Source organism: Comamonas endophytica (genome assembly GCF_023634805.2).
Taxonomy (GTDB): Bacteria; Pseudomonadota; Gammaproteobacteria; order Burkholderiales; family Burkholderiaceae_C; genus Comamonas; species Comamonas endophytica.
In genome coordinates this window covers 212087-227570 of sequence record NZ_CP106882.1, presented here as the reverse complement: position 1 = coordinate 227570, position 15484 = coordinate 212087, and the positions used below count along the sequence as shown (strand labels likewise).

Below are 15484 nucleotides of genomic sequence, written 5' to 3'. Positions count from 1 at the left end.
CGCTTGCTGAATACGGAGTGCAAGTTTGATCGAGAAAACCCCCGTGGCGCGCATCCTGCGCTGCCACGCCAAGCCTGGCCGCGCAGAAGATTGCATGGCGCTGCTGGAAGGCCTGCTCCAGGGCTCGCGCCAGATCCCCGGCTGCGTCTTCGCCAGCCTGATTCCACCGGCCGCCGAGCGCGAGCCCCATCAGTTCGTTCAGCGCTTTGCCACGCTGCAGGATCTTGCGCGCTGGCAGGAGTCGGCCGGGCATGCGCAGTGGCGCGAGCGCCTGGAGCAGATGGCCGAGGTGGTGGATGCAGGCCCGATCGAAGGCCTGCAGGTCTGGACCGCGCCCCCGGTGCCGGTGGCGGTGCCACCCAAGTGGAAGCTCACGGTGGTCAGCTGGATGGGCATCTTTCCGCTGGTGGCAGTGAGCCTGGGGCTGCTGACGCCGCTGCTGCAGTCATGGCCTTTTCTGGCGCGGATCCTGCTCGTGACGGTGCTGGTGGTCTCGCTGATGTCGTATGTGGTCATGCCGCGGCTGGTACGCTGGATGGGCTGGTGGCTGCGCGGCAAATAGCCCAACCGCGCCGAGGGCTGGCGCGGGTGGGCAGGGCACAATAGGCGTTTTCTGCCCGGCCACCGAGCACCGGGCGCAGCGCCCGCCGGCGCCTTTTCTTTCCCTTCCATGCGCATCCTCCACACCTCCGACTGGCATCTGGGCCAGCATTTCATGGGCAAGAGCCGCGAGGCCGAGCACCAGACGCTGATCGACTGGCTGCTGGTGCAGGTCGAGGCCCAGGCCGTCGATGCGGTACTGATTGCCGGCGACATCTTCGACACCGGCGCGCCGCCGAGCTATGCGCGCGCGCTCTACAGCCAGCTGGTGGCGCGGCTGCATGCGGCGGGCGTGGCACTGCTGCTGCTGGGCGGCAACCATGATTCGGTCAGCGTGCTCGACGACAGCCGCGCGCTGCTGGCGTGCCTGAACACCACAATGATCGCGGCCGTCGGCGACGCCAATGCGCATGTCGTGACCCTGCCCGAGCGCGGCGGCCAGCCCGGCTGCATCGTCTGCGCGCTGCCTTTCATCCGCGCGCGCGACGTGGTGCAGAGCCAGGCGGGCCAGAGCGCCGAGGACAAGCAGCTGGCGCTGCAGCGCGCGATCCAGGCCACCTACCAGGCGGTCCACGCCAGGGCGCAGGCGCTGCAGGCGCAGCTGCTGGATTCGCTCGGACGCCGGCTGCCGATCCTTGCGACCGGGCATCTCACCACCGTGGGCGCGAGCAGCAACGAATCGGTGCGCGAGATCTATGTGGGTGCGCTCGAGGCCTTTCCCACCAGCGCCTTTCCCGCGGCCGACTACATCGCGCTGGGCCATATCCACCAGCCGCAGAAAGTGGGCGGCTTCGAGCACATCCGTTACTGCGGCTCGCCCATCGCGCTAGGCTTCGACGAAGCCCGCCAGGCCAAGCAGATGCTGCTGGTGGATGTCGGGCCCGAAGGGCTGCAGGCGGTCACGGCGCTGCCGGTGCCGGTGTTCCAGCCCATGGCCGCGCTGGCCGCAGACTTCGGCGCGCTGCCGGCGCTGCTGCAAGCCGCGGCGCAGCAGGGTACCGCCGAGCGCCCGGTATGGCTCGAAGTGACGGTGCAGGGCGATGACTATCTCAAGGACCTGGCAAGCCGTGTCGAGGCGCTGCTGCAGGGATTGCCGCTCGAGCTGCTGCGCATCCGGCGCGCGCGCGGCGCTGCGGCGGCGCAGCTCGGCGGCGCGGCGCGCGAATCGCTGGACGAGCTCTCCCCCGAGGAGGTGTTCGCGCGCCGCCTGGCCGAGGAGGCGCTCGCGCCCGAGCTGCATGCCGCGCTCAGCGAACGCTACCGGCACGTGCTGGCCGGCCTGCACGGCGAGGGAGCGGGCGCATGAGAATCACCCGGCTGCGCTTCAGGAACCTGAACTCGCTCAAGGGCGAGTGGGAAATCGACTTCACCCGGGCGCCGTTCACCGACAACAGCCTGTTTGCCATCACCGGCCCCACGGGCGCCGGCAAATCCACGCTGCTCGATGCGATCTGCGTGGCGCTCTACCACGAGACCCCGCGCCTGAACACCCTGAGCGCCTTGACCAACGAATTGATGACGCGCCACACCAGCGACTGCCTGGCGGAAGTGGAATTCGAGGTCAAAGGACAGCACTACCGCGCCTACTGGAGCCAGCGGCGCGCGCGCGACCGCGTCGATGGCGCGCTGCAGGCACCCAAGGTGGAGCTGGCGACGCGTGACGGGCAGATCCTGAGCACCCAGATCAACGACAAGCGCCGGCGCATCGCCGAGATCACCGGGCTGGACTTCGCGCGCTTCACCAAGTCCATGCTGCTGGCCCAGGGCGGATTCGCCGCCTTTCTCACGGCCAGCGCCAACGAGCGCGCGGAACTGCTCGAGGAGCTCACGGGCACGGAAATCTACGGCGAGATCTCGATTGCCGTGTTCGAGAACGCACGCGCCGCGCGCCAGCAATTGCAGCAGCACCAGGCGCAGGCCGATGGCGTGCAGCTGCTGTCCGACGAGGAGCGCGCGGCCCTGCAGGCCGATGACGCGCGGCTGCAGCAGGAACTCGCGCAGGTGCAGCAGGCCCATGCGCAAGCCCTGGGGCAGCAGCAGTGGCAGCAGCAGTTGGCGCACGCCCAGGCTGCCCTGCGCGCTGCCGGCAGCGACTGCGCCCAGGCCGGCGATGCGCTGGCCGCGGCCGCGCCCGAGCTGCAGCGGCTGGCGCTGGACGCGCCGGCACAGGCGCTGCAGCCCATGCACCAGGCCTGGCAGCGTGCCCGGGCGGCGCGTGCCGAGGGCCAGGTGCGGCTCGAGCAACTGACCGCTGCGCAGCAGGCGCAGCGCATGGCACAGGCCCACCATTACCGCCATGCGGCCGCGCTTTCGGCCCAGGCTGCCGAGGCCGCGCAGCTGCACCTGCAGCGCCTGCTGGCCGAACAGCAGGCGCTGCAGGATTACTGCCGAAGCCACGCGGCCGATGCCCGCCTGGGCGAGCAGCTGAGCGGCTGGCGCCAGCAGTTCGCGCAGCGTGCCGCACTGCAGCGGCAACACCAGGCAGGGCAGCAGGATTTGCAGGCACTGCAGCAACAGCTGGAGCAGGCGCAGCAGCGGGCGCAGGCCGCGGCAGGCAGGATTGCGTCCGCCACGCAGGCACAGGCCGATGCCGATTCCGCGCTGCGCGCCGCGCAGGCTGCCGTGCCCCCCGAGGACAGCAGCCTGCTGCGCACGCGCTGGCAGCAGCTGCAGGCCCAGGCGCACATCTGGCAGGACGTGCAACAACGTACGCAGGAGCGGCAACTGATCGCGCAGCAATTGCAGGCCCTGGCACGGCAGGAGCGCGAAGCCGCGCAGGCGCTGCAGGCCCATGGCGCCGAGCGCGCGCAGCTGCGCAGCCAGTGGAAGCTGCTGAACGAGCTGGTCGCCAGCCAGCAGCAGCTGCTCGAACGCGAGCAGCTGATCCAGAGCCTCGCCGAGCACCGCCAGGCGCTGCAGCCCGGCGAGGCCTGCCCGCTGTGCGGCGCGCTCGAGCACCCGGCCGTCGCCAGCTATGCGGCGCTGGATCCTTCGGCCACGCGCACCCAGTTGGCGCAGCGCCGCGCCGAGCTCGATCTGCTGCGCCAGCAGGGCGAAGCCGCAGCCACGGCGCTGGCGCGCTGCGAGAGCACCCAGCGCGCACTGCAGCAGCAGCGCGGGCAGCTGGCGGACGATCTGCAGTCGCGCTGGCTGCCGGCCTGGACGGCATTGCTGCAGCAGCTGCCGCCCGATCAGCGGCCCGATGCCGATGCCTGGATGCAGCCCGATCAGTTGGGCCAGGCCCAGGCGCAGTGCGCGCAGGCGCTGGGTGCGCTGGGCGAGGCATTGCAGGCGGCCGAGCGCGCCGAGCAGCGCCTGCGCGCCGCCAAGGATGCCTTCGGCCAGAGCGACAACGCGCTGCTGGCCGCACGCAGCGCCGATGCCCTGGCGCAGCAGGCGGCGCGGGAGCTGGCAACGCGCGCGCAGGCGGCAGCAGCCGCACTGCACGCCCAGGCCGAGGCGGGCGCGGTGCTTGACGCGCAGCTGCAGGCATCGCTGGCCGATGCCGGTCATGCCGCGCTGCCGGCGCCGGAGACGGCTGCGCAGTGGCTGCAGGCCCGGCAGCAGGCTTGGCAGCGGTGGCAGAGCAGCGAGGCGCAGCTGCAGCAACTGGCGCCGCAGATCGCGCAGCAGCAGCCCGCATGCGCGGCGGCGCAGGCCGAGGCGCTGCGCTGGGCCGAACATTGGCAGGCGCACCGGGAGCAAGCCACCGGGCCGGCGCCCACGCCCGCCGCGGATCTGCACGCCTGTGTGCAGCTGATCGAGCAGGGCGCGCAGCAGCTTGCCGGCCTGCAGGGCCAGGCGCAGCAGGCGCAGGCGATGCAGGAGGCCCAGGACACCGGCGCGGCCCAGGCCGAAGCCGCCTGGCAACAGGCGCTGCGCGACAGCCCCTGGACCGACGAGCCCGGCTACCTGCAGGCACTGCTGGCGCCCCATGAGCGCACGCGGCTGGCGGCGCTGCACGAGCAGTTGCAGACCGCGCTGCAGCAGCGCCAGGCATTGCAGGCCGCGGCGCATGCGCGCCATGCGGAGCTCCAGGCGCAGGCACTGACCGATGCGCCTGCCGAACGGCTGAGCGAAGCGCTGCAGCGGCTCGAGGAGCAGCGTGCCGAGCTGGCGGCGCAGCGCGGCGAAGCCCGCGCCCGCCTGGCCGACGATGCCCGGCGCCGCGCGGGCCAGCAGGAACTGCTGGCACAGATGGCGCTGCAGGCGCGCGACTGCGAGCTGTGGCAGCACCTCGACGGGCTGATCGGCTCGGCGCGCGGCGACAAGTTCCGCAAGTTCGCCCAGGGGCTGACGCTCGACCATCTGCTGCACCTGGCCAACCGCCATCTGCTGCGGCTGCATGGCCGCTACCGGCTGCTGCGCAAGCCCACGGGCGCGCTGGAGCTCGACATCGTCGACGGCTGGCAGGGCGACATCGCGCGCGACACGCGCACGCTCTCGGGCGGCGAGTCGTTCCTGGTCAGCCTGGCGCTGGCCCTGGCGCTGTCGGACCTGGTCAGCCGCAAGACCTCCATCGATTCGCTGTTCCTCGACGAAGGCTTCGGCACGCTCGATGGCGATACGCTGGAGGTGGCGCTCACGGCGCTCGATGCGCTCAACGCCAGTGGCAAGATGATCGGCATCATCAGCCATGTGGACGCGCTCAAGCAGCGCATTCCGGCGCAGATCCGCGTGGAAAAGGGAGGTGGAGTGGGGTATTCACGCCTGGTGGTGTAACATCATGTAACCCACGCTGTATGCCCGGCAGTTGCCGCGGTCCCTTCCCCTTCTTCCTCAAGACCCACCTATATCGCCCATGAACCTGAAGTCGATCGCCAAGATGGATCTGGGGCGCCTGATCCTGGCACTGACCATTGCCAGCGTGCTGGTCTCGCTGGCCAATGCGCTGCATGCCAGCTACCAGGTGCAGCGCCAGCAGCTGATCGACGCCGAGCTCAAGAGCAACCACGCCTATGCCGCCAAGATGGCGGCCAGCACCGATGACTTCTTCGACGAGGTCATGCAGCAGCTTGGCTACGCGGCGCAGATCATCGGGACCGATTTCGACAACCCACGCTTCCTCGCGGCAGAATCCGAGCGCCTGTTCCTGCAGACCGACAGCTTCAACTCGATTGCCATCATCGACAGCCACAATCAGGTGCTGGCGAGTTCGCCGCAAAGCCTCAAGCTGGTGGGCCGGCAGCTCAACACGCCGGGTCCGGTCGAGGCCAACGCGCGGCGCAAGCCGGTGATCAGCCAGCCGTTCCTGTCCGCCGTCGGCAACCTGCTGGTTTTCATCTCGCAGCCAGTGGTCGACGCCCAGGGCAACTACCTCGGAGCGGTGGCCGGCACGATCTACCTCAAGCACGAGAACTTCCTCAGCCGGCTGCTGGCCTCGCATTATTCCCAAGACGGCACCTACCTCTATGTGGTGGACCAGCAGCGGCGCCTGATCTACCACCCCGACAACGAGCGCGTGGGCACGGCCGTCAAAGGCAATGCCGCGATCGAAGAGGTCATCGACGGCATCTCCGGCAGGATGCAGGTCGTCAACAGCCAGGGCATTGCCATGCTTGCGGGCTATGCCACCATCCCGGCGACCGGCTGGGGCGTCGTCTCGCAACGGCCGCTGCAGGCCACGCTGGCGGCGCTCGACGCGCTGATGCTGCGGGTCCTGCTCGCCTCGCTGCCCCTGGCGCTGGCTTCGCTGCTGTTCATCTGGTGGTGCGCATGCCGCATCGCGCGGCCGCTGCAGCAGCTCGCCAGCGGCGCGCGCGCCATGGACGACCCGGCAACGGCCGAGGAGATCCAGCGTGTGAAGTCCTGGTACTACGAATCCGCGGAGCTGAAGAAGGCCATGCTCCTGGGCATCGGACTGCTGCAGAAGAACATCACCCGGCTGCGGCAGGACGCGCACACCGATCCGCTGACGGGCCTGGGCAACCGCCGCGCACTGGAGCAGACGCTGCAGTCCTGGGAGCGCGAACAGACACCGTTCACGGTGATGAGCGTGGACGTGGATTTCTTCAAGCGCGTCAACGACACCCATGGCCACCACGTGGGCGATGGCGTGCTGCGCCAGCTCGCGCAGCACATCCGCGAATGCGCGCGCGAGGACGACGTCTTCTGCCGCGTCGGCGGCGAGGAGTTCCTGGTGCTGCTGCCGCGCACCGGACCTCAGGTGGCGCTGCGGGTGGCCGAGCGCCTGCGCCAGCAGGTCGAGCGCGCCGACATGTCGCCCGTGCCCGGCGTGACGGTATCCATCGGCATTGCCCATTGGCCCGGCAGGGGCGCGAAGATGGCCGAGGTGCTGCAGCGCGCCGACGAAATGCTCTACCAGGCCAAGCGCGAAGGGCGCAACCGCATCGAGGTGGATGCGCTGGCCGCGCCCAGCGAATCGTGAAGCACGCGCGCGGGTAGGATGTGGGCAATCGAGGCCCCTACCATGCACTTACCCCTGCCATTCCCGAGTTCCCTGCGTTCCTCCCTCCTGCTGCTGTGCGGCGCCGCGGCCGTGCTGCCGGCGCTGGCGCAAGACAGCGAAATGTCCGCGCAATACACGGCCTGCATGGACAAGGCCGGCGGTGTCACGCTGTCCATGGTGGAGTGCATCGTCGCCGAGCATGGACGCCAGGACAAACGACTGAACACCGTCTACACCGCATTGATGGCCGCGCTCGAGCCGCCACGCAAGAAGCAGCTGCAGGCGGCGCAGCGGCTGTGGCTGCAGTACCGCGAGGCCAATTGCAGCTTCTACATGGACCCCGAGGGCGGCAGCCTGGCGCGCGTGGCCGCCAATTCCTGCCAGCTGCAGATGACGGCGCAGCGGGCCCAGGAGCTGGCCGGCCTCAAGCCCATGCGCTGACCTGCCTGCGCCATGGCCGCCAACCGTCCGCATTGGATTACATCGGCTGCATGGACCGCGTTCTACGATAACGACAAGCCATTGACAATGGATGGCATGTGTGGGCATTTACCGTAATATTGGGCTGGACAGAAAATCCAGGATGGATTGGATCCCTCCTTGTCTAGAAGGATGCATTAGTGATATTTCGCGCCGCAGCCGATGCCAGCCCGTCCCGGGGGAAGGCGCGCGCCCGCGGGGATTTTCTCGAGGTGCGGCCGGCATTCAGCGTCAAGGCGCTGGCGGTCGCGGTGCTGGCGACCCTGGTGGCGGCAGTGCTGCCGTCGGTTTACTGGATTTCCAGGAACCAGCTTGCCGACCAGGACTTGCGCAGCGGCATCGCCATGCAAAGCAGCAACATCAAGTATCTGCTGCAAAACCAGTTCAATGGCTTCGAGCTCATCGCGCGCAGCGTCAAGGGTTTCATCGATGGCTCCGAAAACGTCACGGCCCAGGAATTCCACGTTTTCATCGATTCCCTGAACCTGCAGATGATTTCACCGGGATTGCAGGGCGTGGGCTACGTGCGCTGGGTCACCGGGGAAGACGCGCCAGCGCGCGCCCTCGAGCTCGTGCGCAGCAAGCAAGGCAGCAGCGCATATTCGATCAGGCCGGCGGGCGAGCGCCCGTCCTATGCGCCCATCATTTTCATGGAGCCGGTCAAGGGCAACGAACATGCCATCGGTTTCGATATTTTCTCCGTCCCGGAAGCCAGGCTTTCCGCCGAACTCGCACGCGAGACCGGCGACCTGATCTCCACCGAGAGTATTCCGCTGGTCCAGGACGCGACCCAGCGCAAGCTGCCGGGATTCGTGCTGTATCTTGCCGCGTTCATTCCCGGTCCCGCCCAGGTCGCCGAGCTGCAGGAACTGCGCGGCTGGGTGGATCTGCCGTTCCGGCTCGATGATGTGCTGGCGCCGATTGCCAAGACGCTGGAGCCCGGCTTGCAGCTGGTGTTCTTCGAACGGCAGAATTCGAAGAACGTGCTGTTCTCGCATGGTTTTCCTCCCGGCGCATCAGCGGCGAACGCCAGTGCCGAGGAACTGGAGTTTTCCAGGACCGATTACCTGGCCTTTGCCGGCAGGCGCTGGTATTTCCAGGTCATCCCCACCGAAGCCTATCTGGAGAACAAGCACAAGTCCACGCACCACTGGATCGCCTCCATCGGCATCTTGCTGAGCGCCTCGCTGGGACTGATCCTGTTCCTGCTGCTGACCTCGCGGGACCGCGCGCGCGCGCTGGCCCTGGAGATGACCTCGAGCCTGCGCCAGACCACGGCCGAGCTCAACGGCACGCTCGATGCGATTCCCGATCTGCTGTTCGAGATGGACCTGGAAGGGCGCTACCTCGCCATCCGCACCAGCAACCAGGCCAGCCTGAACCTGCCTGCGGACCAGGTGCTGCACAGCACCGTCCATGACGTGCTGCCTCCGAAGGCCGCGCAGGTGCTGCTCAATGCCATCAGGGAAGCGCATGTGCTGGGACGCAGCACCGGCAACCGCCTTGAAACCGAGGTCCACGGCGAGCAGCGCTGCTTCGAGCTCTCGGTGGCGCGCAAGCAGGGCGTGGTGGGCACGCCGCCCAGCTTCATCGTGGTGTCGCGCGACATCACCGAAAGAACGCGCGCCGAGCAGCAGGTGCAGCAGCTGGCCTATTTCGACGTATTGACGGGCCTGCCCAACCGGCGCCAGTTCCTTTCCATTGCATCGCGCCTGATCGAGGACAACTCCGCGCGCGATGGCTATGGGGCGGTGCTGCTGGTCGATATCGACCATCTGAAGATGATCAATGACCACTGGGGCCACCAGTGCGGCGACGAGGTGCTCAAGCATGTGGCCTCGCGCACCAGCCGGGTGCTGGATCCGCGGCACGTGGTGGCGCGTTTTGGCGGCGACGAGCTGATCGTGGTGCTGAACCATCTGGGCCCGGCGTTCGAGCAGGCCAAGCATGCCGCCGAAAAGGCCTGCCAGGACATCCTGGGCAGCATTGCCGAGCCCGTGGCCTTCGACTCGCGCGAGTACCACGCGTCCGTGAGCATCGGCGTGGCACTGTTCGACGGCGACGGCAGGACCATGAACGAGATCATCAGCGGCGCCGACTCCGCCATGTACCAGGCGAAGAACGACGGCCGCAGCACCTACCGCTTCTTCGACCGGGAATTGCAGCGCGCCATGGCCGAGCGCATGGCGCTCGAGCAGGACATGCGCACCGGCTTGCATTCCGGCGAGTTCTATCTGGTCTACCAGCCGCAGCTCGACTCGCGCGGCCAGGTCATCGGCGCCGAGGCGCTGTGCCGCTGGAAGCACCCGCAAAAGGGGATGGTCTCGCCGGCGGTGTTCATCGACATCGCCGAGAAAAGCGGTTTCATCCTGCAGCTGGGCCAGTGGGTGCTGGAGCAGGCCTGCCGGACGCTGTACGGCTGGAGCATGGACCCAAGGCTCGCGCGCCTCACGCTGGCCGTGAACGTGAGCGCCCAGCAGTTCCACCACCCGGATTTCCTGCCGCAGACCCTGGACCTGATGCGGGAATGCCGGATCAATCCGGCGAAACTGGAGCTGGAGCTGACGGAAAGCATCTTCGCGCAAGACGTGGAGCAGATCGCCGAGAAGATGCAGGCGCTCAAATCCCTGGGCGTGTGTTTCTCGCTCGACGATTTCGGCACGGGATACTCGTCTCTGAATTACCTCAAGCGGCTGCCGCTGGACCAGCTCAAGATCGACCAGTCGTTCGTGCGCGATGTCATCACCGACAGCTTCGATGCCTCCATCGTGGTGGCAATGATCTCCCTGGGTGAAAGCCTGGGCCTCAAGGTGCTGGCCGAAGGCGTGGAAACCGAGAGCCAGCTGGAGTTCCTGCGCGGCAAGGGCTGCAGCCTGTTCCAGGGCTACCTTTTCGCCAAGCCACTGTCGGAGGCGGAATTCCAGAGCTATCTGCAGCAGGGCGGGCCGCAGGTCCACGCGTGAAGGGAAGATGGACGGCGCGGAAGCCGTTGCGGCATCCCTGGGGAATTCCTTCCGAATGGGGGAGCCGCCCGTCACCAATGGTCACAAGCCGGTAGCCAACCTGCCCTGCGGGTGCATTTAGACTCGACCGCATGATGATGGACTACGACCCCAACGATATCGACGTCAAGATTTCCGAACTGCTGGTGGCGACCAGTGACGAGGCGGATCCTGAGCTTCCGTCTGCCGTACCCGAGGTGTTGAGGCTGATCCGCAGCAAGCTGAACATGGATGTGGCATTCGTGTCCGAATTCACCGATGGCCGGCGCACCTTCAAGGCAGTGGACAGCGCGCCGGGGTTCACGCCGCATCTCGAAGCCGGCATGTCGGATCCGCTGGAAGAAAGCTGGTGTCAGCGTGTCGTCGAGGGCAGGCTGCCCGAGGAGATCCGGGATGCCGCGCCTTACGTCGCATCCGGGCAGGCGCCAAACCCGGGTTTTCCGATTGGCACCCATCTGAGCACGCCGGTGCGGCTGGCCGACGGCACGGTCTATGGCACGCTGTGCTGTTTCAGCCGGGGCGTGAAAGCCGAAGCCGACGCCGATCTCCTGCGGCGTACAGCCAATGTGCTTGCTGCCAAGTTGAGCGCCGGCAGGGGCTAGCCTGCAAAGCTTTGCAAGCGCGCCGAGTTCATCGTGCCACGGGCGGCCGCTGCAAATGCCAGTCGGTCGATTGCTGATAGAAACATCCCATGTCGATCAGCCGCTGCTCCTGCAGATGCGGCGCGATCAGCTGCATTCCGAGAGGAAGCGCATTTTCTGGGCTGAAGCCGATGGGCAGCGTGAGCGTAGGCACGCCCAGGTGGGTGAAGGGCAGGTTGAAGACGGGCGAGCCGGTGGCGCCGATGCCCGCCGGTGCGGTGCCCGGCGCCGTGGGCGTGACCAACAGGTCGGCCTCGGCGAAGGCCCGGGCAAACTCCAGGCGGTAGCTGCTACGCGCCGATTGCGCCTGCAGATACTGATCCGCGGTGATCTTCAGTCCCTCCCCGATGAAGGCCTGCAGGCTGGGGTCGAACAGTTCTCCCCGGGTCTTGAAGTTCTGCGCATGGTAGCTGGCCACTTCGGCCTGCATGGTGAGCTGCTGCGCCTTGGCCGAGTCCGCGAAGCCGGCGGGTGCCTTGACCCGCACCACCCGCACTCCGGCTTGCTGCAGGTGCGCCAGCGCCTGCATCATGGCGTCCACTGCCACCGCGTCGGCCGCAGCGAAGTAGGGATCTTCCAGAATGCCGATGGTGTAGTCCTTGCTGCTGCGAAGGCACAGGAGCTGGTGGGGAAGATGGTGCGTGCTTTCGTCCAGCGGGTCGGGGCCGGACAGGGCATTGAAGACCAGCGCCGCGTCTTCGGCGCTGTGCGTGAACGCCCCCACATGGTCCAGGCTGCGGCCGCAGGGAAACACCCCGGTCTTGCTGATGCGGCCAAACGTGGCTTTCAGGGCCGTGACGCCATTGAACGCCGCCGGCCGCGAGATCGAGCCCGCGGTCTGCGTGCCCAGCGTGAACAGGGCCATGCGCGCGCCCATGGCGGCGGCCGAACCGCTGCTCGAGCCGCCCGGGGTATGGCCGGGATTCCAGGCATTCGTCGTCGGCGGCGGATTGCCGAGGTTGGCGAACTCGGTGGTGGTGGTCTTGCCCAGCAGGACGGCATGCTGGGCCTTCAAGGTCTTGATGACGGTCGCATCCTCGTCGGGGACATATCCTTTCAACAGCTTGGAGCCCGCTTCCGTGGGAATCCCGGCGGTGCAGATGATGTCCTTGGCCCCGTAGGGAATACCGAACAGCAGCGGAAGCTCATCGAGCGTAGACAGCTTCTGGTCCAGGATCCTGGCCTGGGCCCTGGCTTCTTCCAGACGCAGCAGCTTCCAGGCCTTTACCTGCGGCTCTGCGGCCTCGATATTGCGGATGAATTCCTCCAGGAGTTCCGAAGGGCTGATGCTTTTGGTTTGAAGTAACGCCCGGGCGGCGGTGAGCGTGCTGGGTGAAGTCATGGGTATCTAGTCCTCGGAATGCTGTCGTCACTTCGCCGCCATCACGCTTTGCGTGAACGCGCCCTGGACGATGTCGCCATAGTGCATGTCGGTCTTGATGTTGCCGACGAATTTCTGCATGTCGATCGCCGTCTTGAACGCCTTCTCGGTGATCTGCACGTTGGCCGGGTAGACATTGCTGTCGAGCATGCGCTGCACCGCCGAGTTGACGACCGCCGCGTCGAGCGAAGCGAATTCCTTGCGTGCCACGGCCTTGGCTGCGTCTGGATTAGCCCGCATGTACTTCAGCGAGTCGTTGATGGCTTGAACGAAGCGGCCCACCAGGGCAGGGTTCTTTTCAATCAGCTGCTGCGAGGTATTGATGGTCGAGAACGCATATTCGGGATATTCGCCGGTGAAGGCATGGACCATTTTCATACCCTGGGCCAGGCCCTGCTCGACCTGGGGCTGGTAGGCGACGCTGAAGTCGGATTGGCCGGCCAGCACCGGGCCGAGCTCCGAGCCGTTCTGGACTTCGGTGACGGTGACGTCGGTCTTGTCCTTGAGGTTGTTGGCGATCAGGAAGCGCTTGAGCAGCGTATTGGAGGTGCCGGGCGCGAGGCCCACGGTGACGCGCTTGCCCTTCATGTCCGACGGTTTCTGGTAGGCCACATCCTTGCGCGCCAGGATCCAGACCGGCGCGCTGTTGGCCACGGCGCTCACCGCCTTGGCCTTGCCGCCGCGCTGCTGGGCGAAACCGACATGCTCGGGCCCATGCACGGAGAACTGGGCTTCGCCAGCCAGCACCGAGGCCAGCGCCGTGGGACCGGAGCCTGCCGAGCGCACGACCGGCACGTCGATGTTGTGCTTCTGGAAAATGCCCTCGTGCTTGGCGACATAGACCGGAAGATAAAGCAGGCTGTGGAAGGCTTCGGTCACAAGCACCTTGTCCACCGGTTTCCCCGCCTGCGCCAGGGCGGACTGGGATATTCCAAAAGCAATCAAGGTGCTGACAACGATCTTCGCAAGAGCTTTCATGATCAACCTTTCAGTGAGAGATTTACTTGGAATTCCAGGGGAGGATGTTTTTCTCGACGCGCGAGACGATGGCATAGAGCGTCACGGCCACGGCCATGAGCATCATGATTCCGACCCACACGGCATTGAGGTTGAACAGGTTGCCGGAGACGAAAATCATTCGGCCCAGGCCCCTGTCGGAGGCAATGAATTCACCGCCGATTTCGGCAATCAGCGCGAAGCCGATATTCAGGCGGAAGGAGGCGATGATCCAGGGCAAGGTGGCGGGTATCACCAGCTTCAGGAATATCAGCCTTTTGGTGGCGCCCAACGAGCGCATCAGATTCACCAGGCTGCTGTCGATCTGGTGCGTGCCTTGATAGGCGGACAGCAGTGAAACGATGAAGGTGGCGACAAATGCCAGCGCCACCTTGGACAGCATGCCAGAGCCGAACCAGATGATGATCATCGGCGCCAGCGCGATTTTCGGCAGGCCGTTGAGCGCGACAAAGAACGGGTCGAGAATTCTCGCCACATAGGGGAAGCACCACAGCAGCAAGCCGAAGAAAGCACCGGACAGGCTGCCGACAAGGAAGCCGATGATGGTCGCGTGCACGGTGGCAAAGGTGTCCTGCCACAGTTGACCGGTTTCCACCAGGCGCAGGGCCTCCTTGTAGATGCCGGCGGGCGAGCCCATCAGAAACGGATTGATCGCGCCCTGGTCGGCGGCGATCTGCCAGGCCGCCAGCACGGCGGCAATCATGGCAATGCGCAGCAGGTTGGCGATCCAGAAGCTGTTTTTCCATTGGAACGGCTTGCGTTTCCTTGGCGCGGCCTTGACGGCGGCGGCTGTGGAGGCCACCGCTTTGGTGGGTGAAGCCGAGGCAGGGATGGCGGCGGAGTGAGTGGCAATTGACATCGAGTCACCGTCCAATCTGAATGTCGAGGTCGGCCCAGATGGCATCGAAGAATTTCGAATACATGGGATCGTTGCGCGCCTTGAGGCAGGAGCCGTGCTTGCGCGAGAGGCCGACGTCGTAGACCTTCTTGACCGAAGTGGGGCGCTGCGTCATGACGGCCACCCGGTCCGACATGGCGATGGCTTCGCCGATATCGTGGGTGATGAGCACCACGGTCTTGCCCGATTCACGCAGGATGGAAACGATCTCCTCCTCCAGCACCAGGCGGGTCTGGTAGTCGAGCGCGGAAAAGGGCTCGTCCAGAAGAATGATGTCGGGGTCGGTGATCAGGGTCCGGATCAGCGCCACGCGCTGGCGCATGCCGCCCGACAGGGTATGCGGATAGGCATTGGCGAAATCCGCCAGCCCGTATTTGTCGAGGTACTCCAGTGCTTTCTTCTTGCGTATATCGGCCGGAATACCTTCTATTTCCAGCCCCAGCACCACGTTCTCGATAATCGTGCGCCAGGGAAAGAGCAGATCGCGCTGGAGCATGTAGCCGATGTTCGTGCCCACGCGCTTGTAGTTCATCTTGCGGTGAACTATGTCGCCGCTGCTCGGTGGCAGAAGATTGGAAATGATATTGAACATCGTCGTCTTGCCGCAGCCGCTGGGCCCGACGATGCTGATGAATTCGGATTCCTTGACATCCAAAGTGATATCCCTGATCACTTCGACCTCGTTGCCTTGTGCATCTTCGAAAGTCTTGTGGACTTTCTTCAATGAAAAGGCAACCTGCGCCTCGGCAACCGCCAAATCCTTTTCCAGAGTTTCCATGTGCTCTCCCGGGTTAGCGTCAGATTCACAGTCGTTCCGGGATCGATGGAGCAATTGACGTGCCAGCTTTTGTTCCTGAATATCGGTCGATATTTGCGGCATTTGCACCAGTTCAGCCCAACGCAGGCCGCAGGTGGAAAAGGCATGTGGCCAGGAGAGCGCACGGGGAGAAGCGCTGCCTATTCACGGCAGCGAATCAAGAAAGCAGCCTGTATTTTTCGGTGCGCACCGGTCGTTGATGGTGCGCCCGAAGTCCGGGAAGGCGCAGCCGGGGATTG

The 15484-nt window shown here is 65.9% G+C and carries 11 protein-coding genes; 7 read left to right on the top strand and 4 right to left on the bottom strand.

Features of this window, described 5'->3' with window-relative positions:
• Window positions 1–25: 25 nt before the first annotated feature.
• The 7 genes from M9799_RS17995 to M9799_RS17965 all read left to right on the top strand — a co-directional run bounded on the left by M9799_RS17995 (window position 26) and on the right by M9799_RS17965 (window position 11093).
• Complete coding sequence (locus tag M9799_RS17995) at window positions 26–562, top strand: antibiotic biosynthesis monooxygenase (protein ID WP_231043865.1); 537 nt, start codon at window positions 26–28, stop codon at window positions 560–562.
• Between the two features lie 108 nt (window positions 563–670).
• On the top strand, window positions 671–1906 hold the full coding sequence (sbcD, locus tag M9799_RS17990; protein WP_231043866.1) for an exonuclease subunit SbcD: 1236 nt from the start codon (window positions 671–673) through the stop codon (window positions 1904–1906).
• Window positions 1903–5322 carry an AAA family ATPase gene (locus tag M9799_RS17985; protein ID WP_231043867.1) on the top strand — a complete coding sequence of 1140 codons (3420 nt, stop codon included), beginning with the start codon at window positions 1903–1905 and terminating at the stop codon, window positions 5320–5322. The genes sbcD and M9799_RS17985 overlap by 4 nt, the downstream gene beginning before the upstream one ends.
• Before the next feature lie 79 nt (window positions 5323–5401).
• Window positions 5402–6988, top strand: coding sequence for a sensor domain-containing diguanylate cyclase (locus tag M9799_RS17980; RefSeq protein WP_231043868.1), 1587 nt, complete (start codon window positions 5402–5404; stop codon window positions 6986–6988).
• A 42-nt stretch (window positions 6989–7030) separates the two neighbouring features.
• On the top strand, window positions 7031–7450 hold the full coding sequence (locus M9799_RS17975; RefSeq protein WP_231043869.1) for a lysozyme inhibitor LprI family protein: 420 nt from the start codon (window positions 7031–7033) through the stop codon (window positions 7448–7450).
• A 179-nt stretch (window positions 7451–7629) separates the two neighbouring features.
• The gene (locus M9799_RS17970; protein ID WP_231043870.1) at window positions 7630–10452 is read left to right on the top strand and encodes a bifunctional diguanylate cyclase/phosphodiesterase; all 2823 of its coding nucleotides are present in this window, start codon (window positions 7630–7632) and stop codon (window positions 10450–10452) included.
• Between the two features lie 134 nt (window positions 10453–10586).
• Window positions 10587–11093, top strand: a complete 507-nt coding sequence (locus M9799_RS17965) for a GAF domain-containing protein (protein ID WP_263726178.1) — start codon at window positions 10587–10589, stop codon at window positions 11091–11093.
• A gap of 28 nt (window positions 11094–11121) precedes the next feature.
• Here the strand turns inward: M9799_RS17965 and M9799_RS17960 are convergent, their stop codons facing one another.
• The 4 genes from M9799_RS17960 to M9799_RS17945 all read right to left on the bottom strand — a co-directional run bounded on the left by M9799_RS17960 (window position 11122) and on the right by M9799_RS17945 (window position 15206).
• Window positions 11122–12474 carry an amidase gene (locus M9799_RS17960; protein WP_231043872.1) on the bottom strand — a complete coding sequence of 451 codons (1353 nt, stop codon included), beginning with the start codon at window positions 12472–12474 and terminating at the stop codon, window positions 11122–11124.
• A 27-nt stretch (window positions 12475–12501) separates the two neighbouring features.
• Window positions 12502–13491 carry an ABC transporter substrate-binding protein gene (locus M9799_RS17955; protein WP_231043873.1) on the bottom strand — a complete coding sequence of 330 codons (990 nt, stop codon included), beginning with the start codon at window positions 13489–13491 and terminating at the stop codon, window positions 12502–12504.
• Window positions 13492–13513: 22 nt separating this feature from the next.
• On the bottom strand, window positions 13514–14332 hold the full coding sequence (locus tag M9799_RS17950) for an ABC transporter permease (protein ID WP_231043874.1): 819 nt from the start codon (window positions 14330–14332) through the stop codon (window positions 13514–13516).
• A gap of 61 nt (window positions 14333–14393) precedes the next feature.
• The gene (locus tag M9799_RS17945) at window positions 14394–15206 is read right to left on the bottom strand and encodes an ABC transporter ATP-binding protein (RefSeq protein ID WP_231043875.1); all 813 of its coding nucleotides are present in this window, start codon (window positions 15204–15206) and stop codon (window positions 14394–14396) included.
• Between the last annotated feature and the right edge of the window lie 278 nt (window positions 15207–15484).

Excerpts from the sequence above, each read along its gene's own strand:
- sbcD (WP_231043866.1), top strand. The coding sequence starts at position 671 with ATGCGCATCCTCCACACCTCCGACTGGCATCTGGGCCAGCATTTCATG.
- M9799_RS17985 (WP_231043867.1), top strand. The coding sequence starts at position 1,903 with ATGAGAATCACCCGGCTGCGCTTCAGGAACCTGAACTCGCTCAAGGGC.
- M9799_RS17980 (WP_231043868.1), top strand. The coding sequence starts at position 5,402 with ATGAACCTGAAGTCGATCGCCAAGATGGATCTGGGGCGCCTGATCCTG.
- M9799_RS17975 (WP_231043869.1), top strand. The coding sequence starts at position 7,031 with ATGCACTTACCCCTGCCATTCCCGAGTTCCCTGCGTTCCTCCCTCCTG.
- M9799_RS17965 (WP_263726178.1), top strand. The coding sequence starts at position 10,587 with ATGATGGACTACGACCCCAACGATATCGACGTCAAGATTTCCGAACTG.
- M9799_RS17960 (WP_231043872.1), bottom strand. The coding sequence starts at position 12,474 with ATGACTTCACCCAGCACGCTCACCGCCGCCCGGGCGTTACTTCAAACC.
- M9799_RS17955 (WP_231043873.1), bottom strand. The coding sequence starts at position 13,491 with ATGAAAGCTCTTGCGAAGATCGTTGTCAGCACCTTGATTGCTTTTGGA.
- M9799_RS17945 (WP_231043875.1), bottom strand. The coding sequence starts at position 15,206 with ATGGAAACTCTGGAAAAGGATTTGGCGGTTGCCGAGGCGCAGGTTGCC.